Origin of the sequence: Arenimonas sp., from assembly GCF_041913985.1 — a bacterium.
GTDB lineage: Bacteria > Pseudomonadota > Gammaproteobacteria > Xanthomonadales > Xanthomonadaceae > Arenimonas.
In genome coordinates this window covers 18173-38708 of record NZ_JAYSEG010000017.1, presented here as the reverse complement: position 1 = coordinate 38708, position 20536 = coordinate 18173, and the positions used below count along the sequence as shown (strand labels likewise).

The window sequence follows — 20536 nt, the reverse complement described above, 5'->3', positions numbered from 1 at the left end:
AACCACGAAGGGCAATGCCAGCCATGGAAACGCTCGAACAGACCCTGCACGGTGTCCTGCAAACCATTGAAAACGCGGCCAAGCTGGCGGGCCGGCCACGGGGCGTGCGGCTGCTCGCCGTGTCCAAGACCCGCCCCGCCGAAGCCGTGCGCGCCCTGGCCGGGGCCGGCCAGCGGGCCTTCGGTGAGAACTACGTGCAGGAAGGCGTGGCCAAGGCCCGCGCGCTGGCCGACCTGGGCCTGGAGTGGCACCTGATCGGCCACCTGCAGTCGAACAAATGCCGCGAGGCCGCCGAGGCCTTCGACTGGGTGCAGTCGCTGGACCGGCTGAAGCTGGTGGACGCCCTGGACAAGGCCCGCCCCGCCGGGCGCCCGCCCCTGAACGTGCTGATCCAGGTGAACGTGGACGGCGAGGCCAGCAAGTCCGGCTGCGAGCCCGCCGACGTGCCCGCGCTGGCCGCGGCCGTGGCCGCCGCGCCGAACCTGCGCCTGCGCGGCGTGATGGCCATCCCCGAGCCGCATCCCGACCCGGCCCGCCGCCGCGACAGCTTCCGCCGGCTCAAGGCCCTGCATGACGAGGTCGCCGCCGCGCACCCGGGCGTGGACACCCTCTCCATGGGCATGAGCGACGATTTCGAAGCCGCCATCGCCGAGGGCTCCACCCTGGTGCGCATCGGCACCGCCCTGTTCGGCCCGCGCGGCTGAGCCCCACCCCACCCTGGAAAGAACATGAGCGAACACACCCTGGCCTTCATCGGCGGCGGCAACATGGCCCGCAGCCTCATCGGCGGCCTCGTCGCCCGCGGCGTGGCGCCGGAATCCCTGCGCGTCGCCGAACCGGTGGCGGCGCTGCGCGAAGCCTTGTCCAAGGACTTCGGCGTACGCGCCCGCGAATCGGCCCCCGAGGCCGCCGAGGGCGCCGGCACCTGGGTGCTGGCCGTGAAGCCGCAGGTGATGCGCGCGGTCTGCGAATCGCTGGCACCGCTGGCCCAGGCCTCGCGGCCGCTGGTGGTGTCGATCGCCGCCGGCATCACCACCGGGCAGATCGAGGCCTGGCTGGGCGGCGGCCAGGCCGTGGTGCGCACCATGCCCAACACCCCCGCCCTGCTCGGCGCCGGCGCCACCGGCCTGTACGCGAACGCGCACGTGGACGCCGGCCAGCGCGAGCGGGCCGACTCGCTGATGCGCGCCGCGGGGCTCACCGCCTGGATCCCGGACGAGGCGCTGATGGACGCCGTCACCGCGGTTTCCGGCAGCGGCCCGGCCTACGTCTTCCTGCTGGCCGAAGCCATGCAGGCCGCCAGCGAAGCCCAGGGCCTGGCGCCCGACACCGCCCGCACGCTGGTGCTGCAGACCATCCTGGGCGCGGCCCGCATGCTGTCGGAATCGGGCGAACCCGCCGCCACCCTGCGCCAGCGCGTCACCTCGCCCGGCGGCACCACCCAGGCCGCCATCGAAAGCTTCGAGGCCAACGGCCTGCGCCGGATCGTTGACGAAGCCATCACGGCCGCCACGCGCCGCGGCCGCGAACTGGCCCAGGGCGGCTGATGCGGATGGACGCAGGCGGGCACGCGGCGCGATGATGGCAGTCTCCCTTTGAAGGAGGCTTGGCCATGCGCCTGATGCACCTGCTTGCCGCGCTCGCGCTGTCGCTGCTCGCGGCCCTGCCCGCCAGCGCCGGCTCGATGCGCACCGGCGACCTGAGCGTGCACTTCAACGCCCTGCCCAGCACCGAACTCACGCCGGAGGTGGCGCGCCAGTACGGCGTCACCCGCTCGGCCAACCGCGCCCTGGTGAACGTGGCCATCCGCCGCGGCGAGCCCGGCGCCGACGTGGCCGTGGCCGCCGAGGTGAAGGTGGTGGCCACCAACCTCGCCGGCCAGCGCAGCGACGTGCGCATGCGCGAGGTGCGCGACGGCGAGGCGCTGTATTACCTCGGCGAAGCCCGCATCGCCGGCCAGGACACGCTCACCTTCGAACTCGAGGTGCGCGTGCCCGACCAGGCCGAGCCGATGCGCGCGGTGTTCAAGCAGGAATTCTTCCCCCAGTGAGCCTGCTGCTGGTTCGCCACGGACAGGCGAGCTACGGCGCCGCCGACTACGACCAGCTGTCCGAGCGCGGGCAGCTGCAGTCGCGCCGCCTGGGCGAATGGCTGGCGCGCGGCGGGCACCGCTTCACCGCCGTGGTGGTGGGTGGCATGCGCCGGCACCGGCAGACCGCCGAGGGCGTCGCCGCGGCCTTCGCGGAACAGGGCCTGGCCCTGCCCGAGATCGTCGCCGACCCGGGGTTCGCGGAATTCGACCACGAGGCGGTGTTCGGCGCCTGGCTGCGCGAGAACGCCAGCCACCCCGTCGCCATCGCCAGCCGCAGCGGCAACCCGCGCGACGTGGGCGCCATGCTGCAGGCGGCGCTGCTGGCCTGGGCCCGCGACGAACTGCCCGGCCTGCCCGAATCCTGGGCCGCCTTCGGCGAACGCGTGCGCGGCGCCGGCGAGCGGCTCGAGGCCCTGGCGGGCGACGAGGAAGCGCTGGTGCTCAGCTCCGGTGGCGTCATCTCGCGCCTGGCGCAGATCGCGCTGGACGTGCCCGACCACCGCGCCGTCGAACTCAACCTGGCGCTGCGCAACAGCGCGCTGAGCGAATTCCACCCGCACGGCGGCCGCCTGCGCCTGGGCAGCTGGAACGCGCTGCCGCACCTGCACGGGCAGCGCGAGCTGTGGACCTACTACTGAGGCAACGATGACCGCGACCGGCTCGATCTTCCCTTTCTCCGAACGCTCGCGCGCGCTGCAGGCCCGGGTGGCGGAGTTCGTCGCGCAGCGGGTGATGCCCGCGGAGGCGGAATTCGCCGCGCACGCCGCCGACCCGGCCACGCGCTGGACCATCCCGCCGAAGCTCGAGGCCCTGAAGGCCGAGGCCCGCGCCGCCGGCCTGTGGAACCTGTTCCTGCCCGATCCGGCGCGTGGCGCGGGTCTTTCCAACCTCGACTACGCGCCCATCGCCGAAATCACCGGCCGCTCGCTGCACGCGCCCGAGGTGTTCAACTGCAACGCGCCCGACACCGGCAACATGGAAGTGCTGCTTCACTTCGCCACGCCGGCGCAGCAGTCGCCCTGGCTGGAGCAACTGCTGGCCGGCGAGATCCGCTCCGGCTTCGCCATGACCGAGCCCGACGTGGCCAGCTCGGACGCCACCAACATCGCCCTGCCGATCGTGCGCGAGGGCGACGAGTACGTCATCACCGGTCGCAAGTGGTGGACCACCGGCGCCGGCGACCCGCGCTGCAAGATTTTGATCGTGATGGGCGTGACCGACCCGGACGCGCCGCCGCACCGCCGCCAGTCCATGGTGCTGGTGCCCATGGACACGCCCGGCGTGCGCGTGGTGCGCCCGCTCACCGTGTTCGGCTACGACGACGCGCCGCAGGGCCACGTGGAACTCTACTTCGACAACGTGCGCGTGCCGGTGGCCAACCGCCTGGGCGAATCGGGCAGCGGCTTCGAGATCGCGCAGGCGCGGCTGGGGCCGGGCCGCATCCACCACTGCATGCGCCTGATCGGCCTGGCGCAGCGCGCATTGGAAAGCATGGTCGAGCGCGCACGGCACCGGCAGGCCTTCGGCAAGCCGCTGGGCGGGCACGGCATGGCGCAGGAAGCCATCGCGCTGTCGCGCTGCGAGATCGAACAGGCGCGCCTGCTCACCCTGCAGGCCGCGGCGGCGCTGGACGCGCACGGCAACAAGGGCGCCAAGGACCTGATCGGCATGATCAAGATCGTGGCGCCGCGCATGGCCTGCCGCGTGATCGACCGCGCCATCCAGCTGCATGGCGGCGCGGGGCTGTCGCAGGATTCGTTCCTGGCGCAGGCGTATGCCGGCGCGCGCTCGCTGCGGCTGGCGGATGGGCCGGACGAGGTGCATATCGCGGCCTTGGCGCGGTCGATGCTCAAGAGCTGATTTTTTGCCACGGATTTGCACGGATGAACGCGGATAAGAGCGGAATGGGATTGCCAGAGGCGGCGCTGGCGCTCTATCTCGAAGCGCATGTGCCGGGGTTCCGGGGGCCGCTGGTGGCCACCAAGTTCAAGGGTGGGCAGTCGAATCCGACTTACCTGATCGAAGCCGCGAGCGGCCGGTACGTGCTGCGGCGCAAGCCGCCGGGGACGCTGCTGCCGTCGGCGCATGCGGTGGACCGGGAGTTCCGGGTGCTCAAGGCGCTGCACGGGGGCGCGGTGCCGGTGGCGCAGCCGCTGCACCTGTGCACCGACGAGTCGGTGATCGGCTCGGTGTTCTACCTGATGCAGCACGTCGAGGGCCGCGTGTTCTGGGACCCCTCGCTGCCCGAACTCGACCCGCCCGCGCGCGCCGTCACCTACGAGGCCATCATCGCCACGCTGGCGGCGCTGCACCGCGTGGACGTGGCCGCCGTGGGCCTGGCCGACTACGGCAAGCCCGGCAACTATTTCGCCCGGCAGATCCACCGCTGGAGCGAACAGTACCGCGCCAGCGAAACCGGCCCCCTGCCCGACATGGACGCGCTGATGGCCGCGCTGGCCGGGCGCTGCCCGACCGACGACGGCAGCGTGGCGCTGGTGCACGGCGACTTCCGCATCGACAACCTGATGTTCCACCCCGACGAGCCACGCGTGCTGGCGGTGGTGGACTGGGAGCTGAGCACGCTCGGCCACCCGCTGGCCGACCTCGGCTACTTCTGCATGGCGCTGCGGCTGCCGCGCAACCCGGCGCTGCCGGGCCTGGCGGGGCTGGACCGCGCGGCGCTGGGCATCCCGGACGAAGCGGCGCTCCTGGCGCGTTATTCCGAACTGAGCGGGCGGCCGATCCCGGCCGACTGGCCCTTCGTGCTGGCCTTCAGCTTCTTCCGCCTGGCGGCCATCGCCCAGGGCGTGGCCAAGCGCGCCCTGCAGGGCAATGCCTCCAGCGAACAGGCCAGCCAGGCCGGGCGCATGACCGCCCTGCTGGCCGCGCAGGGCTTGAGCCTAGTCAAACCCTGAGCGGGCCGGCGTGGCATAAAGGCCGGGCCGGGCAGCCGCCCGGCCCCCTTTCCGGAGCACGCCATGAAAGTGAACGTCGGCACGCCTGATCGCATCGTCCGTCTCGTCGTCGGCCTGGGCCTGGTGGGCTGGGCGGCCTTCGGTGGCGGCCCCGCCTGGGCCTACATCGGCATCGTGCCCATCCTCACCGGCACCTTCCGCATGTGCCCGCTGTATTCGCTGGTGGGCATCAACACCTGCCCGAAGAAATAAGCCTCAGCGCGCGGCGCAGCCGGGGGCGTCGGCTTCCGGCAGCGCGGCGCGGGTTTTTTCCAGCGCGCCGCGCCAAGGCGAGTCCGGCGGCGTGGCCACCAGCACGGGCCCGAGCAGCGCGCGCGCCTGCTGGCCGCAGCCCAGTTCGCCCAGCACGGTGGCGGCGTTGTTGCCCAGCACCGGGTCGCCCGGTGCGGAGGCGAGCCCGCGGGTGAACCAGTCGAGCGCGGCGGCTTTGTCGCCGGCGGCGTAATCGAGGTTGCCCAGCGCCAGCCAGGCGCGCGGGTCGGACGGCCAGCGCGTGCGCGCGGCGTCCCAGGCCTGGCGCGCGGCGGCCGCGCCGCCCACGGGCTCGAAGGCAGCCACGGCTTCCGCGTAACGCAGCGGGTCGGCGCGCGCCGGCAGTTCGCCCGGGCGCAGCGCCACGAATCCCCAACGGCCGGCCCAGTCCCAGGTGCGCAGGAAGGAGCGCGCGCGCACGGGCTTGGCCTCGTCCACGCCGGTGTTGAGCCGCAGCCGGTTGCGCGCCGGTTCGCTGCCCACCACCACGGCGTAGTGCCAGCGCGGCACGCTGGGCGTCCACAGGTTCTGCAGCACCAGCACCGGGCGGCCGGCGGAAAGTTCGTCGAGCAGGGCCTGCGGCTCGCCGTCCACCACGTAGGGAATGCGGCCGGCGCGGCGGCTGGCCGCCAGCAGTTCCACCTGCAGGCTGCCCTTGCGCTTGGGCAGGTACACCTGCGGCACCAGCGCCTCGGGCGAGGTGGCCACGCCGCTGGCACCCAGCAGCCCGGCCAGGGCGGCGGGGCCGCACTGGTATTCGGTTTGCGGGTGGAAGGGCACGCCGCCCAGGGCGATGGCGTCGCCGGCGGGCAATTCGATGCGCGGGTTCACGGCGCAGCCGGCGAGCGCGAGCAGTGCCAGGAGCGCGAAGGCGCGCCGCAGGCCGCGGCGCGCCTCCCTTGCCGCAGCGGCGGTCAAGCGCGCTTGAAGATGTCGATGGCGCCGGTCACTTCCAGCACGATCAGCACGATCAGCACCACGCCCAGCACGGCCAGCACGCCGCCCGCCGGCAGCTGCTCGACCTGGCCATGCAGCTCGGCCAGCTCGGCGTCGCTGAGCGAGGCGATGCGCGAATCCACGTCGGCGGGGTCCACGCCCATCTCGACCATCATGCGCGAGACGTCTTCGCGGGCCAGGGCTTCGCGCACCTGGGCTTCCTGCTGGGCACGGGCGTCAACGGCCACGGCCTGCTGGGTGGTGATCAGGGTTGCGTTCGCGATACTGGTGGTGCCGGCGAACACGAGGGCGACGGACAGCACGAACGCCACGATCTTGGATGCCATGGGTTTCTCCGGTCGGTGCGTGGGGGGAGCCTTCTTATGCCACAAGGCCCGGCCGGCGCCAAACGCCGCGTTCAGCTTCGCGCCAGCGACCAGGCGCGGATGCGTTCGGCCATCACGCGCACGCCCTCGGTGAGCGCCGCGGGGCCAGGCTGGAGGATGACCGGCGACTTCACCTCGTGCAGCTCGCCGTCGCGCACCGCGGGCACGGCGTCCCAGCCGGGGCGCGCGGCCACCTTGCCGGGCTGGAACTTCTTGCCGCACCAGGAGCCGAACACGATGTCCGGCGCGCGCGCGATGATCTCGTCGTCGTTGGCCAGGATGCGGTGCTTGGCCAGCGACTGCGCGGCGAGCTCGGGGAAGATGTCGTCGCCGCCGGCGATGCGCACCAGCTCGGCCACCCAGCGGATGCCGCTGATGCGCGGCTCGTCCCATTCCTCGAAGTACACCTTCGGGCGGCGAGGCAGCGTGGCGGCTTCGGCGGCGATGGCGTCGAGGCCGCGCCGCAGGCCGTCGGCATAGGCGCTGGCCGCGTCGGCCGCACCCACCAGCGCGCCCAGGCGCCGCACGTAGTCGAGGATGCCGTCGACGCTGCGGTGGTTGCTGATCCACACCTCCACGCCGCGCCGCACCAGCTCGGCGGCGATGTCGGCCTGGATGTCGGAAAAACCGACGACGAAATCCGGTTCCAACTTCAGGATCTCGTCGATCTTCGCCGAGGTGAAGGCGCTGACCTTGGGTTTCTCCTTGCGCGCCCGCGGCGGCCGCACGGTGAAGCCGCTGATGCCGACGATGCGGTCCTGTTCGCCCAGGGCGTACAGGACTTCGGTGGGCTCCTCGGTGAGGCAGACGATGCGGCGCGGGCCGTGGCTCACGGGTAGAGCAGCCGCTTGGTCCAGGCGCCGTCGACGCGCTCGTAGTGGTGGCGTTCGTGCAGGCGGTACTTGGCGCCGTACCAGAACTCGATGCGCTCGGGCACCACGCGGAAACCCGACCAGTGCGGCGGGCGTGGCACGTCCAGGCCCTCGAACTTCTTCTCCACCGCGGCGAAACGCTGGTCGAATGTTTCGCGCGAAGGCATGGTCTGCGACTGAAGCGAGGCCCAGGCGCCGATCTGGCTCGGCCGCGGCCGGCTGGCGAAATAGGCATCGGCCTCGGCCAGCGACACCGGCTCCACCGTGCCCTCCACCTTCACCTGCACCTGCTCGCGCAGGGTCTTCCACAGCAGCAGCAGCGCCGCGTGCGGGTTGGCGGTGAGCTGGCGGCCCTTGCGGCTTTCGTAGTTGGTGTAGAAGACGAAGCCGCGGGCGTCGAAGGCCTTGAGCAGCACCGTGCGCGCCGAGGGACGGCCCTCGGCGTCGGCGGTGGCCACGGTCATGGCGGTGGGTTCGGGGTCGCCGGCGGCGGTGGCCTCGGCCAGCAGCGCGGTGAAGGTGTCGAGCGCTTCGGCCAGCAGCGGGTCGGTCGGCGGGTTCGGCGTTGCGGTCATCGGGGCCTCCTGCGGTTGGCGCCATTCTCGCGCCAAAGCCCCCCGGCCCGCACCCTGCCCCGCACCCCTGGGCCCGGCGTCAGGTCACGACGAAGCTCACCCGCATGTTCACGCGCCACTCGGCGACCGAGCCGTCGTCGTTGGTGATGACCTTGATGTCGTTCACCCACGCGCCCTTGATGCCCTTCACGGTCTTGGCGACCTTCTTGAGGCCGCCCTGCACGGCGTCCTCGATGCTCTTCTTGGAGGACGAGGAAACTTCGATCACCTTGGTGACGGTAGCCATGGTTCGCTCCTTTCCGATGTGCCCCGGGGATGGGGCCTGGCCGACTATACGCCCGGCGTCAGCAGCGGGCCGTAGCCGGCGCGGTAGTCGGGAAAGGCCGGCGCCCAGCCTTCGGCGCGCAGGCGGACATTGCTGACGCGGCGGCCGGTGTCGGGGCCGGCGGGCGGCGCCACGGCCGGCAGGCCTTCACAGGCGCGTACCCAGGCCAGCACCTCGGCGTCGCGGGCGGGCTGGTCGTCGTTGCCCAGGTACAGGGCGCGCGGCGTTTCGAGCTCCAGCAGGTGGGCCAGGGCCGCGGCCGCATCCTCCACGTGGATGCGGTTGCCCCAGCGGTTCGTGCCCGGTTCGCCGGCGCGGGCGCGGCGCAGCAGCGATTCGCGGCCGGGGCCGTACAGGCCGGAGAGGCGCAGGGTGATTCCGCCAGGGTGTGTGGCCAGCGCCGTTTCGGTTTCCAGCAGCACCTGGCCGTTGAAGGCGGGCGGCCGCGGCGGCGTGGTTTCGTCCACCCACTCGCCGGCGTCCTCGGCATACACGGCGGTGGAGGAAACGAACACCACGCGCGGCGCGTCGGTGGCGTCGAGCAGGCGGCGCAGGCCGTCGAGGTAGAGCGCGCGGTAGGCGGTTTCGTCGCGGCGGTCGGGCGCGGCGCAGAACACCAGGGCGCCCAGCGCGCGCGGCAGCTGCGCCAGGCCTTCGCCGCTGGCCAGGTCGGCGCGCAGCGGCCGGATGCCGGGCGTGGCCTCGGTTTCGCGCCGGCGCAGCGTGAGCACTTCGCGCCCTGCCCCGGCCAGGCGCCGCGCCAGGCGCTGGCCGACGTCACCGGCGCCGGCCACCAGCACCGGCCCGCGCTGCGATTTCCCCGCCATGCCGGCTCCTTGCCAACGACGCCGACACACGGCGTTCAACGCGGCCGATGCTAGCATCGTGCCCCATGAATCCCGCCCCCAACCTCGTGCTCATCGGCCCCATGGGCGCCGGCAAGACGTCCATCGGCCGCAAGCTGGCGGCGCGGCTGGGGCTGGACTTCGTCGACTGCGACCACCAGCTGGAAGAGCGCACGGGCACCTCGGTGCCGGTGATCTTCGAGTGCGAGGGTGAGGCCGGCTTCCGCGCCCGCGAAACCGCGCTCATCGCCGACGTGATGCAGGGCCAGGGCCAGCTGGTGGCCACCGGCGGCGGCGCCGTGCTGGCCGAGGAAAACCGCCGGCGCCTGCGCGAGCGCGGCTTCATCGTTTACCTGCAGGTGAGCGTGCCGCAGCAGCTCGAGCGCCTGGCGCGCGACCGCAGCCGCCCGCTGCTGGCCGGCCCCGACAAGCAGGCCCGGCTCGAAGCGCTGGCCGAGCAGCGCGGGCCGGTGTACGCGGCCCTGGCCGACCTGGCCTTCGACGCCGACGGCCTGGCCGTGGCCACCGCGGCCGAGCGCCTGCACGCGCTGCTGGAAACCCGCTGGCAGCGTTCGGAGGCGGCATGAGCGCGGTGCACGAACTGCGCGTCGAGCTGGGCGCGCGCGCCTACCCCATCCGCATCGGCCGCGGCCTGCTGGGCGACGCCGCCGCGCTGCGCGCGCTGGTGCCCGGCCGGCACGCGCTGGTGGTGACCGACGCCCACGTGGCACCGCACTATCTCGCCACCGTGCAGGCCGCGCTGTCGGAAAAGAACGTGAAGGCGCTCGTCCTTCCGCCCGGCGAACAGGAGAAAACCCTGGCGCGCTTCGGCGAGGTGATGGCGGCGCTGGCGGCCCTGGGCGCCAGCCGCGACGCCACCGTGCTGGCCCTGGGCGGCGGCGTGGTGGGCGACCTGGCCGGCTTCGCGGCGGCCTGCTGGATGCGCGGCGTGCGCTTCGTGCAGTTGCCCACCACCCTGCTGGCCATGGTGGACAGCTCCGTCGGCGGCAAGACCGCGGTGGACCTGCCCCAGGGCAAGAACCTGGTGGGCGCCTTCCACCAGCCCGCGGCCGTGCTGGCCGACACCGCCACGCTCGACACCCTGCCCGAGCGCGAACTGCGCGCCGGCCTGGCCGAAGTGGTGAAGTACGGCGCGCTGGGCGACGCCGGTTTCTTCGCCTGGCTCGAGCAGAACGCCGACGCCCTGGTGGCGCGGGATGCCGATGCGCTCGCCCAGGCCATCGCCGCAAGCTGCGCCTGCAAGGCCGGCATCGTCGCCCGCGACGAAACCGAGCAGGGCGAACGCATGCTGCTCAACCTGGGCCACACCTTCGGCCACGCCATCGAAACCGAACAGGGCTACGGCGGCCTGCTGCACGGCGAGGCCGTGGCGGTGGGCATGGTGCTGGCGGCGCGGCTGTCGGCCGACCTGGGCCGCGCGCCCTGGGTGGACGCGGCCCGGCTGGCCGCCCTGCTCGAGCGCCTGGGCCTGCCCACCGCGGTGCCGCCGGGCCTGTCGCCCGAGGCGCTGCTGGCGCGCATGCGCCTGGACAAGAAGGCGCTCTCGGGCGAACTGCGGCTGGTGCTGTGGCGAGGCCTGGGCCAGGCCGAGGTGGTGGACGGCGTCGACCCCGGCGCCATCCTGGCCGTGCTCGCCGATTGAGGCGCCAGCAGCGGCGCCACGGGATACAATGGCGGCCTTATGCGCCTGTTGCTACAGCAAAAACCCACCGCCGGCGAGGCGCCCAAGTACGTCCAGCTGATTTTGCAGCAGGACCTGCTGGGCGGCTGGACGCTGCTGCGCGAAACCGGCCAGATCGGCGGCAAGGCGCAGCTCAAGCGCGAGCAGTACCTCGAGCGCGACGCCGCGCTCTCGGCCTTCGAGAAAGCCCGCGACGCCCAGGTGCGCAAGGGTTTCCAGGTGATGTTCGCCCAAGGCGCCGACGCGCCGCGTTGATGGAAGGATTGCCGTGACCCTGAAGAACGACCGCTTCCTGCGTGCCCTGCGGCGCGAACCCGTGGACTGCACGCCGGTGTGGCTGATGCGCCAGGCCGGCCGCTACCTGCCGGAGTACCGCGCCACCCGCAAGCAGGCCGGCAGCTTCATGGGCCTGGCCACGAACCCGGAGCTGGCCTGCGAGGTCACGCTGCAGCCGCTGCGCCGCTACGAGCTCGACGCCGCCATCCTGTTCTCCGACATCCTCACCGTGCCCGACGCCATGGGCCTGGGCCTGTACTTCGCCGAGGGCGAGGGCCCGAAGTTCGAGCGCCCGGTGCGCACGCCGGCCGACATCGCGAAACTGGCCGTGCCCGACATGGGCAGCTCGCTGCGCTACGTGATGGACGCGGTGTCGCTCATCCGCCGCGAGCTCGACGGCGCGGTGCCGCTGATCGGTTTCTCGGGCAGCCCCTGGACCCTGGCCTGCTACATGGTGGAAGGCGGCGGCAGCGACAACTTCGCCCGCATCAAGGCCATGGCGCTCAACGAGCCGGCCGCGCTGCACCGCCTGCTGGAAGTGACCACCGACGCCGTCATCGCCTACCTGGCCGCGCAGCGCGCCGCCGGTGCGCAGGCGCTGCAGGTGTTCGACACCTGGGGCGGCGTGATGGCGCCGCACCTGTACCGTGAATTCTCGCTGCGTTACCTGCAGCGCATCGCCGCCGAACTGCCGCGTGGCGACGGCGCCGAGCGCACGCCGCTCATCCTGTTCGGCAAGGGCAACGCGCCCTACCTGGAAGAGCTCGCCGCCAGCGGCGCCGAGGGCGTGGGCGTGGACTGGACCGTGGGCCTGGGCGAAGCCCGGCGCCGCACCGGCGGCCGCGTGGCGCTGCAGGGCAACCTCGACCCCACCACGCTGTACGCCTCGCCCGAGGCCATCCGCGCCGAGGCCGCGCGCGCGCTCGACGATTACGCGGCGGCCAATGGCGGCTCGCGTTTCGGCCACGTGTTCAACCTGGGCCACGGCATGTCGCCGGACATGGACCCGGAACACGTGCGGGTGCTGGTGGACGCGGTGCACGCCCACAGCCGCCAGGGCTGACTCACCCCGGCCCGGGCACGCGCGCCGGGTCCAGCGCCGCGAGCGCTTCGGCCAGCATCGCGCCGGTCACCGGCTTGCGCAGGAATCCGTCCATGCCGGCGGCGCGGGCCTGCGGCTCGGCGCCGGCGTCGGCGCGCGCGGTGATGGCCAGCAGCGGCAACCGCCGGCCCTGGGCGCGCAGCAGCCGGGCCAGTTCGAAGCCGTCGAGCCCGGGCAGGTCGAGGTCGAGCAGGGCCAGGTCGAACCCGCCCGCCTGCAGCTCCGACAGCGCCGCCAGGCCGTGCGCGGCATGCACCACGCGGTGGCCCTGGCGTTCGAGCAGGCCGGTGACCACGGCCGCCACCACCGCGTCGTCTTCCACCAGCAGCAGCCTGCGGCCCTCGGGCTGTTCCGGCGGGGGCGTGGCTTCCGCCGGCGGCGGTGAATCCACGGCGGGCAGCGGCAGCTCGACCCGGAAGCTGGCGCCGCGGCCCGGTTCGCTTTGCACGCTGATGGAGCCGCCCATGGCCGCCGCCAGTTCCTGGCTGATGGCCAGGCCCAGGCCACTGCCGCCATAGCGGCCGTCGGCCGAGGCGGGCTGGCCGGGTTCGAAGCGGCGGAACAGCCGCGCCTGCTGTTCGGCGCCGAGACCGGGGCCGGTGTCGCGCACCACCATCACGATGCCCAGCGGCTGCCGCGGGCCGACGTGGATGGCGAGTTCACCGCGCTCGCAGAACTTGATGGCGTTCGAGGCCAGGTTGAGCAGGATCTGGCGCACGCGGGTGGCGTCGCCGCGCAGGTGTGCCGGCACCGCGGCGTCGCAGCGCAGGCTGAAGGCCAGGCCCTTGGCCTCGGCCAGCGGGCGCAGCAGGCCCACCAGCTCCGACAGCAGCGGCCGCAGTGCGAACGGGGTGTCTTCGAGCGTGAGTTTGCCGGCTTCGATGCGCGCGAGATCGAGCGCGTCGTTGACCAGCCGCAGCAGGTGCCGGCCGGCTACCTGAATGGCGTCCACCTGCGCGCGCTGGCGCGGCTGCAGTTCGCCGCCCTGCAGCAGCTCGGCCATGCCGAGCACGCCGGTCATGGGCGTGCGGATTTCGTGGCCCAGCGTGGCCAGGAAGCGGGTCTTGGCTTCGGAATTCTGCTCGGCCAGCTGCTGGCGGGCGCGGGCCAGCTGCCAGGCTTCGCGACGGCGCAGCCGGGCGCGGTGGAACAGCGCCGCCCAGGCCAGCAGCCCGAGCACCCCCACCCCCAGCGCCGCCAGCGCGGTGCGCGTGCCCCACCAGGGCGGGTCGACCAGCAGCGTGAGCTGCCGTGGCTCCGACCACGCGCCGTCGGAAACGGCGCCCACCACTTCCAGCGGATAACTGCCGGCCTCCAACCGCGGGAACACGCGCTCGCCGGCGGCGCCCACGTCCACCCAGCCGGCGTCGTAACCGAGCAGGCGGAAGCGGTAGCGGTGCGCCGGCGCGTCCACGAACGACACCAGTCGCGCCACCACGCGCAGGTCGCGGTCGCCGGGCTGCAGCCGCAGCAGCGTGGCCGAGGCCGGCAGCGCCAGCCGCTGGCTGCCGCGCTGCACGCCCAGCGATTCGAACACCAGCGGCGGCGGCGCGCGGTCGCGGCGGTTGAGCCGGCGCGTATCGAACAGCTGGAGGCCGCGGCGCGTGGCCGCGACGCCGAGGCCGCTGGCACCGACGTGCAGCGCGGCGCCGCCCAGTTCCTGCACGGCCAGGCCGTCGCCCACGCCGAAGCGCCTGAGCTGCCGGCCTTCCGGCTCCAGCCGCAGCAGGCCGCGCGGCGTGGCCAGCCAGAGCGCGCCGCGCGGATCGCGCGCCAGCCGCGCGCCGGCGGTGGCCGGCACGCCGCCGCCGGGGCCGAAGACACGCCCGGGCACCAGCCGCCTTCCATTCCACTGCAGCCGCGACAGGCGGCCCAGGCTGGCGACCCACACGCTGCCATCGGGCTCGGCCAGCAAATCGAGCACTTGCCCGGCCGGGGCGCCGGGCACCGGCTCGAAGCGCGACGCGCCCGGCACCCAGCGCTGCAGGCCCCCGCCGCCAGCCTGCCAGGGCTGGCCGTCCGGCCCGCGCCAGAGCGCGCCCGCCGAAGGCCGCGCCAACCCGCCCGCGGGCGCGCCCGCCGCGTCACGCCATTCGACGCCCGTTTCGCCCACCAGCCAGACGCGACCATCCGCCGCGTCAAGCAACTGCCGCACTGCGCCACCTGCCTCGGGCAGCGACTGGCGGCGCCAGTGCCCCGACGCCGCGTCGAACACCAGCCGCGACAGCGCCGCCCGCTGCGCCAGCCACAGGCTGCCGTCGGCCCGCGCCAGCAGCGCGGTGATGGGGGCCCCGGCCAGCGCCGGCCGCACCACCGCCTCGTGCTCCCGGCCGGCACGCAGGTCGAGCAGGCGCAGTGAGGCACCGCGCGCGACCCACGCTTCCACCCCGCCCGCGTCGGCCAGCAGCGGCGCCCCGCCGCCGGCCACGGGCACGAAGCTGAAGCTGCGCCAGGCCGCGGGCAGCGCCAGCAGCCCGTCATCGCGGGTGCCGAACCACAGCCCGCCCTCGCGGTCTTCGAACAGGGCCAGCACCGCGCGCGGGAAAACCGGCGCCGGCCAGCCCGGTTCGGCCCCGGCCGCGGGCACGCGCCGCAGGCCCGCCGGCCCGGCCTGCCACAGCGCGCCTTCGCGGTCGCGCAGCTGCGTGGGCACCGCCGGCAAGCCACCCACCGGCGGCGCCGCGGCCGGCAGGAAGCGGCCTCCGTCGCGGTCGAAGTGCCACAGGCCCTGCCCCTGCACGACCACCCAGACCTGGTCTTCGCCGTCCACGAAGACCGACTGCACCGCATTGCCCGGCAGCGAACCCGGCTGCCCGGGCACGTGCCGCCACACGGTGAAGGCCAGGCCGTCGTAGCGCGCCAGGCCGTCGGGCGTGGCCAGCCACAGGTAGCCGGCGCGGTCCTGGGCAATGGCCTGCACCTGGCTGGCGGGCAGGCCGTCGGCCACGCCGAAGGCGCGGAAAGGCGCGACGGCGCCCGCCAGGCCGGCCCAGGCCAGCAGACCGGCGAGCAGGACCGCGGCCACGCTGCGTTGCACTCGCGATGGCGGCCGCATGCACCCTCCGTACACCGATGCGGCCTAGACTAACCACCGCCGCCCTTGCGCCGAGTCGGAAAAAGGATGAATGCGCTGAGGAAAACGCTGATCTGTCTGCTCCTGCTAAGCGCGTCAGGCCTGGCGTCGGCCGCCGACGCCTGGCGCCTGGACCCGGTGCACACCCGCGTGCTGTTCAAGGTGGACCACGCCGGCTTCTCCCAAGCCCTGGGCCTGTTCCCGGACGTGCAGGGCGAACTGCGCTTCGACCCGGCCGACTGGACCACCGCCCGCCTCGAGGTGCGCATCCCGCTGGCGCGCCTGCAGATCGGCGACGACGGCTGGCGCGACAAGCTGCTCACCCGCCCCTTCTTCGACGCCGCGGATTTCCCGGAGGCGCGCTTCGTCTCCAGCCGGGTCGAGCCGGTGGACGCGAACCACGCGCGTGTGTTCGGCCAGCTCAGCCTGCGCGGCGTGGAGCACGAAGTCATGCTCGACGTGCGCCTGAACCAGCTGGCCCGCCACCCGCTCACCTTCCGCCGCACCGCCGGCTTCAGCGCCACCGCCGAACTCGACCGCCGCGACTTCGGCATGGATTCCTGGCCCAACGTGATCGGCCAGCGCGTCACCCTGGAAATCCAGGCCGAAGCCACCCTCACCCGCAACGACCAGGAGCGAAACGATGCCGATCCGGAACACCGCTGAACGCTGGGGCGGCGTCAGCATCGCCCTGCACTGGCTCACGCTGCTGGCCATCGCCGGCCTGGTCGTCGTGGGCTTGGTGATGCAGGAACTGCCGAACTCGCCCACCAAGATCCAGGTCTACGCGCTGCACAAGAGCGTCGGCCTCACCGTGCTGGCGCTCACCGTGCTGCGCCTGCTGTGGCGCCTGGTGGCCGGCACGCCGGCGCCGGTGCCGGGCACGCCGCGCTGGCAGGCGTTCGTGGCGCAGGCCACGCATGGCGCGCTGTACGTGATCCTGCTGGCCATGCCGCTCAGCGGCTGGCTGTACAACTCGGCCTCCGGCTTCCCGCTCAAGTGGTTCGGCCTGTTCGCGCTGCCCAGGCTCAGCGGCTACGACGCCGGGGTGAAGGCCTTCGCGCTGGCCGCGCACGAATGGCTGTTCATCGCCCTGGCCGTGATCGTGGCGGTGCACGCCGCGGCCGCGCTCAAGCACCACTACCTCGACCGCGACCCCACCCTGTCGCGCATGCTGCCCGGCCTGCCGCCCCCGGCCGCCGGCAACGACGCTTCCAAGGAACCCTGACATGCGCCTTCGTTTCGCCCTGGGCCTGGCCGCCCTGCTCGCCACCGCCGCCGCGCACGCCGCCGACTACCGCGCCGAAGCCGGCTCCACGCTCGGCTTCCGCGCCACCTACATGGACGAGGCCTTCGACGGCCGCTTCGCGCGCTTCACGCCCAGCATCCGCTTCGACCCGGCCGACCTGGCGAACGCGCGCTTCGACGTGCGCATCGCCCTGGCCAGCGCCAGTACCGACAACGAGGAGCGCGACCAGATGCTGGTGGGCCCCGAGTTCTTCGACGCCACCGGTGCCGCCGAGGCACGCTACGTCGCCACCCGCTTCCGCGCGCTGGGCGGCAACCGCTTCGTGGCCGAGGGCAGCCTCACGCTGCGCGGCGTCACCCAGCCGGTGCCGCTGCAGTTCACCTGGACCCCCGGTGCCAAGCCGGTGCTCGAAGGCAGCGCCACGCTCCGGCGCCTGGCCTTCAAGGTGGGCGAAGGCGACTGGGCCGACACCGCCCTGCTGCCCGACGAAGTGAAGGTGAGCACGCGCCTGGTGCTGGCGCCGCAGTAAACCCCGGGGCGGCGACACGCCGCCGCAACACCTTCCTGCGATACTCGGGGCCGTATGAACTCCCTGCCGACCCGCCTCGCCGCGCTGCTTGCGGCGCTCCTGCTCGCCGCCTGCGCACCGTCCGCGCGCGACGTGCGCGAACCCGCGCCCGCGCCGGCGCACCCCGTGCTGCTGGTGTCCATCGACGGCGCCCACCCGGGCCGCCTGTTCAAGGGCGACACGCCGAACCTCGACGCCCTCGCCCGCCGCGGCGTGCGCGCCGAGGGCATGCGCCCCGCCTACCCCAGCCTCACCTTCCCCAACCACTACACCCTGGTCACCGGCCTGCGCCCGGACCGCCACGGCATCGTCGACAACCGCATGCGCGACCCTGCGCTGGGCGAGTTCACCATGGCCGACCGCGGCGCCGTGGGCGACGGCCGCTGGTGGGACGACGGCGAGCCGCTGTGGGTCACCGCGCAGGCCCACGGCCTGCGTACCGCCACCATGTTCTGGCCCGGCTCGGAAGCCGCGGTGCACGGCGTGCGGCCGGACCACTGGCTGCCCTTCCAGTACGGCCTGCCGGAATCGGAGCGCGTGGCCACCGTGCTTGACTGGCTCGACCTGCCGCCGTCGAAGCGCCCGCACCTGCTCACGCTCTACTTCGAACGCGTGGACACCGCCGGCCACGTGCACGGCCCCGCCAGCCCGCAGGCGCGCGCGGCGCTGGCCACGGTGGACGCGGCCATCGGCGAACTCGTCGCCGGCCTCGAGGCCCGCGGCCTGCGCGGGCGCGTGAACCTGGTGGTCGTTTCCGACCACGGCATGGCCGGCATCCACCCCGACCGCACCGTCTTCGTCGAGGACCTGCTGCCACCCCGTTCCGCCGACGTGGTGCACCTGGGCAGCCAGGCCGGCTTCAATCCGCGCCCCGGCAAGCAGGCCCTGCTGGAGGCGGCGCTGCTGGGCCGCCGCGGCCACGTCGAATGCTGGCGCCGCGAAGACCTGCCCGCGCGCTGGGCCTTCGGCACGCACCCGCGCGTACCGGCGATCTACTGCCAGGCCGACACCGGCTGGCGGATCGAATCGCGCGAACACAGGGCACGCAGCAAGTCGCCGCCGCACCTGGGCGCGCACGGCTTCGACCCGGCCGACCCGGCGATGCAGGCGCTGTTCCTGGCCGACGGCCCCGACCTGGCCGACGCCGCCACGCTGCCGCTGTTCGACAACGTGCACCTGCACCCGCTGCTGCTGGAACTGCTGGGCCTGCCGGCCATGCCGCAGACCGACGGCGACCCCGCCGTGCTCCGCCCCGCGCTCAGCGCAGGAAGTCCCTGACCGCGGCGGCGTCGAAGGGCCAGTCGAGCTCGGCGCCGGTGTCCTCGCGGCGCAGCACCGGGATGCGCGTGCCGTAGCGGGCCTGCAGGCCCAGGTCGTCGTCGATCCACAGCGGGTCGAAGTCGGGCACGCCGGCTTCGGCCAGGCGCTCCCAGGCCTGGTCGCACAGGTGGCAGTCGTCGCGCTGGATCAGGGTGAGCGTAGGCATGGGCGATGCGCCGGCGTACAGACGCGCCGTGAGTCGGGGGGCATAGAATACGCGCCTGTCCCCAGGATCGGCCCGCCATGGCAGTCAGCGTCTTCGACCTCTTCAAGATCGGCATCGGCCCGTCGTCTTCGCACACCGTCGGCCCCATGCGTGCCGCGGCGCGCTTCGTGAGCCACTGGCTGGAAGAGAACGGCGACCTGGCGCGCACCGCGCGCGTGCGCGCCGAGGTGTTCGGCTCGCTGGCGCTGACCGGCCGCGGCCACGGCACCGACAAGGCCGTGCTGATGGGCCTGGAGGGCCACTGGCCGAACGAGATCGACCCGGACGTCATCCCGGCGGCGCTCGAGCGCATCCGCGGCCAGAAGAAGATCCGCCTGCTCGGGACGCACGAGATCGGCTTCGACGAGAAGCACGACCTGATCATGAACAAGCGGCAGAAGCTGCCCTTCCACACCAACGGCATGCGCTTCACGGCCTACGACGCCGCGGGCGAGGTGATCGCCACGCGCGACTACTACTCGGTGGGCGGCGGCTTCGTGGTGAACCAGGACGAGGCGGCGGAAGACCGCATCGTGGCCGACATGACCGAACTGCCGCACCCGTTCCACTCCGGCGACGAGCTGCTGCGCCGCTGCAGCGAAACCGGCCTGAGCATCGCCGCGCTGATGTTCGCCAACGAGCGCGCCTGGCGCAGCGAGGCGGAGATCCGCGCGGGCCTTTCCGAGCTGTGGAAGGCCATGCAGGACTGCACTTCGCGCGGCATCCGCGAGAAGGGCACGCTGCCGGGTGGCCTGCACGTGTCGCGGCGCGCGCCCACGCTGCACGCCGAGCTCTGCGCCAAGCCGGAAGCCGGCATGCGCGACCCGCTGACGGTGCTCGACTGGGTGAACCTGTACGCGCTGGCGGTGAACGAGGAAAACGCCGCCGGCGGCCGCGTGGTGACGGCACCCACGAACGGCGCGGCGGGCATCATCCCGGCGGTGCTGCACTACTACGACCGTTTCTGCCCGGGCGCGAACGAGCAGGGCGTGTTCGACTTCCTGCTCACGGCGGCGGCCATCGGCATCCTCTACAAGGAAAACGCCTCGATCTCGGGCGCGGAAGTGGGCTGCCAGGGCGAAGTGGGCGTGGCCTGCTCGATGGCCGCGGCGGGCCTGGTGGCGGCGCTGGGCGGCACGCCGGGGCAGATCGAGAACGCGGCCGAGATCGGCATGGAGCACAACCTGGGCCTCACCTGCGACCCGATCGGCGGCCTGGTGCAGATCCCCTGCATCGAGCGCAACGCCATGGGCGCGGTGAAGGCCATCAACGCCTCGCGCATGGCGCTGCGCGGCGACGGCAAGCACAAGGTCTCGCTCGACAAGGTCATCAAGACCATGCGCGACACCGGCCGCGACATGCAGGACAAGTACAAGGAAACCTCGCGTGGCGGGCTCGCGGTCAACGTCATCGAGTGCTGATGTGTTTTGGCTTGCCTTTCGGCAAGCAGGTCACGGGCTCGTAGGCGGGTGATCCCGGCAGGCGTCATCGCGCACAGCGTGTCCTGCTCCGCCCGGAATCGGTAGCGTCATCCATGACCACCGGTTCCGGCCGCTACGGCATCCTGCCTTCGCTTCTGATCAGGACACGCTGTGCACGCTGCCGCAGTCCAGACGCCGTGGCCAGCCGGCTGGCGAGCTCGTGCGCAAGCGCACGCGCTTGTCCCCGCGGAACGCCGATGCGCCGCGACTGCGGCAGCGTACGCAGAGAGGGGATGTCTGAAGCGGAGGGCAGGAGCCCGGAGCGGCCGGCGTTTGCTGCCATGGATGGCGCTAGCAAGACG

24 protein-coding genes are annotated in these 20536 nt (G+C 73.1%); 16 read left to right on the top strand and 8 right to left on the bottom strand.

Features of this window, described 5'->3' with window-relative positions; genetic code table 11:
* Positions 1 to 23 precede the first annotated feature (23 nt).
* From ACE3Q2_RS07650 to ACE3Q2_RS07620, 7 genes are all read left to right on the top strand, one after another.
* A complete protein-coding gene (locus ACE3Q2_RS07650) occupies positions 24 to 704 on the top strand; it encodes a YggS family pyridoxal phosphate-dependent enzyme (protein ID WP_374473612.1) in 681 nt (226 codons plus the stop codon).
* 24 nt (positions 705 to 728) lie between these two features.
* Positions 729 to 1547: a pyrroline-5-carboxylate reductase gene (gene proC, locus ACE3Q2_RS07645; RefSeq protein ID WP_374473611.1), complete on the top strand. Its 819-nt coding sequence runs from the start codon at positions 729 to 731 to the stop codon at positions 1545 to 1547.
* A 65-nt stretch (positions 1548 to 1612) separates the two neighbouring features.
* Positions 1613 to 2050: a DUF4426 domain-containing protein gene (locus tag ACE3Q2_RS07640; protein ID WP_374473610.1), complete on the top strand. Its 438-nt coding sequence runs from the start codon at positions 1613 to 1615 to the stop codon at positions 2048 to 2050.
* Positions 2047 to 2730 (top strand): histidine phosphatase family protein, encoded by a 684-nt coding sequence (locus ACE3Q2_RS07635; RefSeq protein ID WP_374473609.1) that lies wholly within the window; start codon positions 2047 to 2049, stop codon positions 2728 to 2730. Before ACE3Q2_RS07640 ends, ACE3Q2_RS07635 begins: the two co-directional genes overlap by 4 nt.
* 7 nt (positions 2731 to 2737) lie before the next feature.
* Positions 2738 to 3952, top strand: a complete 1215-nt coding sequence (locus tag ACE3Q2_RS07630) for an acyl-CoA dehydrogenase family protein (RefSeq protein ID WP_374473608.1) — start codon at positions 2738 to 2740, stop codon at positions 3950 to 3952.
* 23 nt (positions 3953 to 3975) lie between these two features.
* Positions 3976 to 5007, top strand: a complete 1032-nt coding sequence (locus ACE3Q2_RS07625) for a phosphotransferase (RefSeq protein WP_374473607.1) — start codon at positions 3976 to 3978, stop codon at positions 5005 to 5007.
* A gap of 63 nt (positions 5008 to 5070) precedes the next feature.
* A complete protein-coding gene (locus ACE3Q2_RS07620; protein WP_374473606.1) occupies positions 5071 to 5259 on the top strand; it encodes a DUF2892 domain-containing protein in 189 nt (62 codons plus the stop codon).
* Positions 5260 to 5262: 3 nt separating this feature from the next.
* Here the strand turns inward: ACE3Q2_RS07620 and ACE3Q2_RS07615 are convergent, their stop codons facing one another.
* The 6 genes from ACE3Q2_RS07615 to ACE3Q2_RS07590 all read right to left on the bottom strand — a co-directional run bounded on the left by ACE3Q2_RS07615 (position 5263) and on the right by ACE3Q2_RS07590 (position 9240).
* Entirely contained in the window at positions 5263 to 6237 is a 975-nt protein-coding gene (locus ACE3Q2_RS07615; RefSeq protein WP_374473605.1) for a PA2778 family cysteine peptidase, read from the bottom strand.
* Entirely contained in the window at positions 6234 to 6602 is a 369-nt protein-coding gene (locus tag ACE3Q2_RS07610; protein WP_374473604.1) for a PA2779 family protein, read from the bottom strand. The genes ACE3Q2_RS07615 and ACE3Q2_RS07610 overlap by 4 nt, the downstream gene beginning before the upstream one ends.
* 71 nt (positions 6603 to 6673) lie before the next feature.
* Positions 6674 to 7474 (bottom strand): ABC transporter substrate-binding protein, encoded by an 801-nt coding sequence (locus ACE3Q2_RS07605; RefSeq protein WP_374473603.1) that lies wholly within the window; start codon positions 7472 to 7474, stop codon positions 6674 to 6676.
* Complete coding sequence (gene pdxH, locus ACE3Q2_RS07600) at positions 7471 to 8088, bottom strand: pyridoxamine 5'-phosphate oxidase (RefSeq protein ID WP_374473602.1); 618 nt, start codon at positions 8086 to 8088, stop codon at positions 7471 to 7473. The genes ACE3Q2_RS07605 and pdxH overlap by 4 nt, the downstream gene beginning before the upstream one ends.
* A 79-nt stretch (positions 8089 to 8167) precedes the next feature.
* Entirely contained in the window at positions 8168 to 8374 is a 207-nt protein-coding gene (locus ACE3Q2_RS07595; protein ID WP_374473601.1) for a dodecin family protein, read from the bottom strand.
* 44 nt (positions 8375 to 8418) lie between these two features.
* Positions 8419 to 9240: an NAD-dependent epimerase/dehydratase family protein gene (locus ACE3Q2_RS07590; RefSeq protein WP_374473600.1), complete on the bottom strand. Its 822-nt coding sequence runs from the start codon at positions 9238 to 9240 to the stop codon at positions 8419 to 8421.
* Between the two features lie 65 nt (positions 9241 to 9305).
* Here ACE3Q2_RS07590 and ACE3Q2_RS07585 point away from each other — a divergent pair, with 65 nt between their 5' ends.
* The 4 genes from ACE3Q2_RS07585 to hemE are packed head-to-tail and all read left to right on the top strand — an operon-like array spanning position 9306 to position 12299.
* On the top strand, positions 9306 to 9845 hold the full coding sequence (locus ACE3Q2_RS07585) for a shikimate kinase (RefSeq protein ID WP_374473599.1): 540 nt from the start codon (positions 9306 to 9308) through the stop codon (positions 9843 to 9845).
* Positions 9842 to 10921 (top strand): 3-dehydroquinate synthase, encoded by a 1080-nt coding sequence (gene aroB, locus ACE3Q2_RS07580; protein WP_374473598.1) that lies wholly within the window; start codon positions 9842 to 9844, stop codon positions 10919 to 10921. The genes ACE3Q2_RS07585 and aroB overlap by 4 nt, the downstream gene beginning before the upstream one ends.
* A gap of 39 nt (positions 10922 to 10960) precedes the next feature.
* On the top strand, positions 10961 to 11215 hold the full coding sequence (locus ACE3Q2_RS07575) for a WGR domain-containing protein (RefSeq protein ID WP_043803236.1): 255 nt from the start codon (positions 10961 to 10963) through the stop codon (positions 11213 to 11215).
* A gap of 7 nt (positions 11216 to 11222) precedes the next feature.
* A complete protein-coding gene (gene hemE, locus ACE3Q2_RS07570; protein WP_374473629.1) occupies positions 11223 to 12299 on the top strand; it encodes a uroporphyrinogen decarboxylase in 1077 nt (358 codons plus the stop codon).
* A gap of 1 nt (position 12300) precedes the next feature.
* Here hemE and ACE3Q2_RS07565 read toward each other — a convergent pair whose 3' ends face one another.
* On the bottom strand, positions 12301 to 15363 hold the full coding sequence (locus tag ACE3Q2_RS07565; protein ID WP_374473597.1) for an ATP-binding protein: 3063 nt from the start codon (positions 15361 to 15363) through the stop codon (positions 12301 to 12303).
* Between the two features lie 96 nt (positions 15364 to 15459).
* Here ACE3Q2_RS07565 and ACE3Q2_RS07560 point away from each other — a divergent pair, with 96 nt between their 5' ends.
* Genes ACE3Q2_RS07560 through ACE3Q2_RS07545 form a run of 4 tightly spaced genes read left to right on the top strand, consistent with a single transcriptional unit; the run spans position 15460 to position 18506 of the window.
* On the top strand, positions 15460 to 16077 hold the full coding sequence (locus tag ACE3Q2_RS07560; RefSeq protein WP_374473596.1) for a YceI family protein: 618 nt from the start codon (positions 15460 to 15462) through the stop codon (positions 16075 to 16077).
* The gene (locus tag ACE3Q2_RS07555; protein WP_374473595.1) at positions 16055 to 16639 is read left to right on the top strand and encodes a cytochrome b; all 585 of its coding nucleotides are present in this window, start codon (positions 16055 to 16057) and stop codon (positions 16637 to 16639) included. The genes ACE3Q2_RS07560 and ACE3Q2_RS07555 overlap by 23 nt, the downstream gene beginning before the upstream one ends.
* A 1-nt stretch (position 16640) precedes the next feature.
* Positions 16641 to 17189 (top strand): YceI family protein, encoded by a 549-nt coding sequence (locus ACE3Q2_RS07550; RefSeq protein ID WP_374473594.1) that lies wholly within the window; start codon positions 16641 to 16643, stop codon positions 17187 to 17189.
* Between the two features lie 54 nt (positions 17190 to 17243).
* A complete protein-coding gene (locus tag ACE3Q2_RS07545) occupies positions 17244 to 18506 on the top strand; it encodes an ectonucleotide pyrophosphatase/phosphodiesterase (RefSeq protein WP_374473593.1) in 1263 nt (420 codons plus the stop codon).
* Here the strand turns inward: ACE3Q2_RS07545 and ACE3Q2_RS07540 are convergent.
* Positions 18487 to 18714, bottom strand: a complete 228-nt coding sequence (locus ACE3Q2_RS07540; protein ID WP_374473592.1) for a glutaredoxin family protein — start codon at positions 18712 to 18714, stop codon at positions 18487 to 18489. The genes ACE3Q2_RS07545 and ACE3Q2_RS07540 overlap by 20 nt on opposite strands.
* A 77-nt stretch (positions 18715 to 18791) precedes the next feature.
* Between ACE3Q2_RS07540 and ACE3Q2_RS07535 the strand changes: the two genes are divergently transcribed.
* Positions 18792 to 20174, top strand: a complete 1383-nt coding sequence (locus tag ACE3Q2_RS07535) for an L-serine ammonia-lyase (RefSeq protein WP_374473591.1) — start codon at positions 18792 to 18794, stop codon at positions 20172 to 20174.
* Positions 20175 to 20536: the final 362 nt, after the last annotated feature.

Excerpts from the sequence above, each read along its gene's own strand:
- ACE3Q2_RS07610 (WP_374473604.1), bottom strand. The coding sequence starts at position 6,602 with ATGGCATCCAAGATCGTGGCGTTCGTGCTGTCCGTCGCCCTCGTGTTC.
- ACE3Q2_RS07595 (WP_374473601.1), bottom strand. The coding sequence starts at position 8,374 with ATGGCTACCGTCACCAAGGTGATCGAAGTTTCCTCGTCCTCCAAGAAG.
- ACE3Q2_RS07535 (WP_374473591.1), top strand. The coding sequence starts at position 18,792 with ATGGCAGTCAGCGTCTTCGACCTCTTCAAGATCGGCATCGGCCCGTCG.
- ACE3Q2_RS07640 (WP_374473610.1), top strand. The coding sequence starts at position 1,613 with ATGCGCCTGATGCACCTGCTTGCCGCGCTCGCGCTGTCGCTGCTCGCG.
- pdxH (WP_374473602.1), bottom strand. The coding sequence starts at position 8,088 with ATGACCGCAACGCCGAACCCGCCGACCGACCCGCTGCTGGCCGAAGCG.
- ACE3Q2_RS07620 (WP_374473606.1), top strand. The coding sequence starts at position 5,071 with ATGAAAGTGAACGTCGGCACGCCTGATCGCATCGTCCGTCTCGTCGTC.
- ACE3Q2_RS07545 (WP_374473593.1), top strand. The coding sequence starts at position 17,244 with ATGAACTCCCTGCCGACCCGCCTCGCCGCGCTGCTTGCGGCGCTCCTG.
- aroB (WP_374473598.1), top strand. The coding sequence starts at position 9,842 with ATGAGCGCGGTGCACGAACTGCGCGTCGAGCTGGGCGCGCGCGCCTAC.
- ACE3Q2_RS07550 (WP_374473594.1), top strand. The coding sequence starts at position 16,641 with ATGCGCCTTCGTTTCGCCCTGGGCCTGGCCGCCCTGCTCGCCACCGCC.
- ACE3Q2_RS07625 (WP_374473607.1), top strand. The coding sequence starts at position 3,976 with ATGAACGCGGATAAGAGCGGAATGGGATTGCCAGAGGCGGCGCTGGCG.
- ACE3Q2_RS07650 (WP_374473612.1), top strand. The coding sequence starts at position 24 with ATGGAAACGCTCGAACAGACCCTGCACGGTGTCCTGCAAACCATTGAA.
- ACE3Q2_RS07630 (WP_374473608.1), top strand. The coding sequence starts at position 2,738 with ATGACCGCGACCGGCTCGATCTTCCCTTTCTCCGAACGCTCGCGCGCG.
- ACE3Q2_RS07540 (WP_374473592.1), bottom strand. The coding sequence starts at position 18,714 with ATGCCTACGCTCACCCTGATCCAGCGCGACGACTGCCACCTGTGCGAC.
- ACE3Q2_RS07575 (WP_043803236.1), top strand. The coding sequence starts at position 10,961 with ATGCGCCTGTTGCTACAGCAAAAACCCACCGCCGGCGAGGCGCCCAAG.
- ACE3Q2_RS07560 (WP_374473596.1), top strand. The coding sequence starts at position 15,460 with ATGAATGCGCTGAGGAAAACGCTGATCTGTCTGCTCCTGCTAAGCGCG.
- proC (WP_374473611.1), top strand. The coding sequence starts at position 729 with ATGAGCGAACACACCCTGGCCTTCATCGGCGGCGGCAACATGGCCCGC.
- ACE3Q2_RS07590 (WP_374473600.1), bottom strand. The coding sequence starts at position 9,240 with ATGGCGGGGAAATCGCAGCGCGGGCCGGTGCTGGTGGCCGGCGCCGGT.
- ACE3Q2_RS07585 (WP_374473599.1), top strand. The coding sequence starts at position 9,306 with ATGAATCCCGCCCCCAACCTCGTGCTCATCGGCCCCATGGGCGCCGGC.
- ACE3Q2_RS07555 (WP_374473595.1), top strand. The coding sequence starts at position 16,055 with ATGCCGATCCGGAACACCGCTGAACGCTGGGGCGGCGTCAGCATCGCC.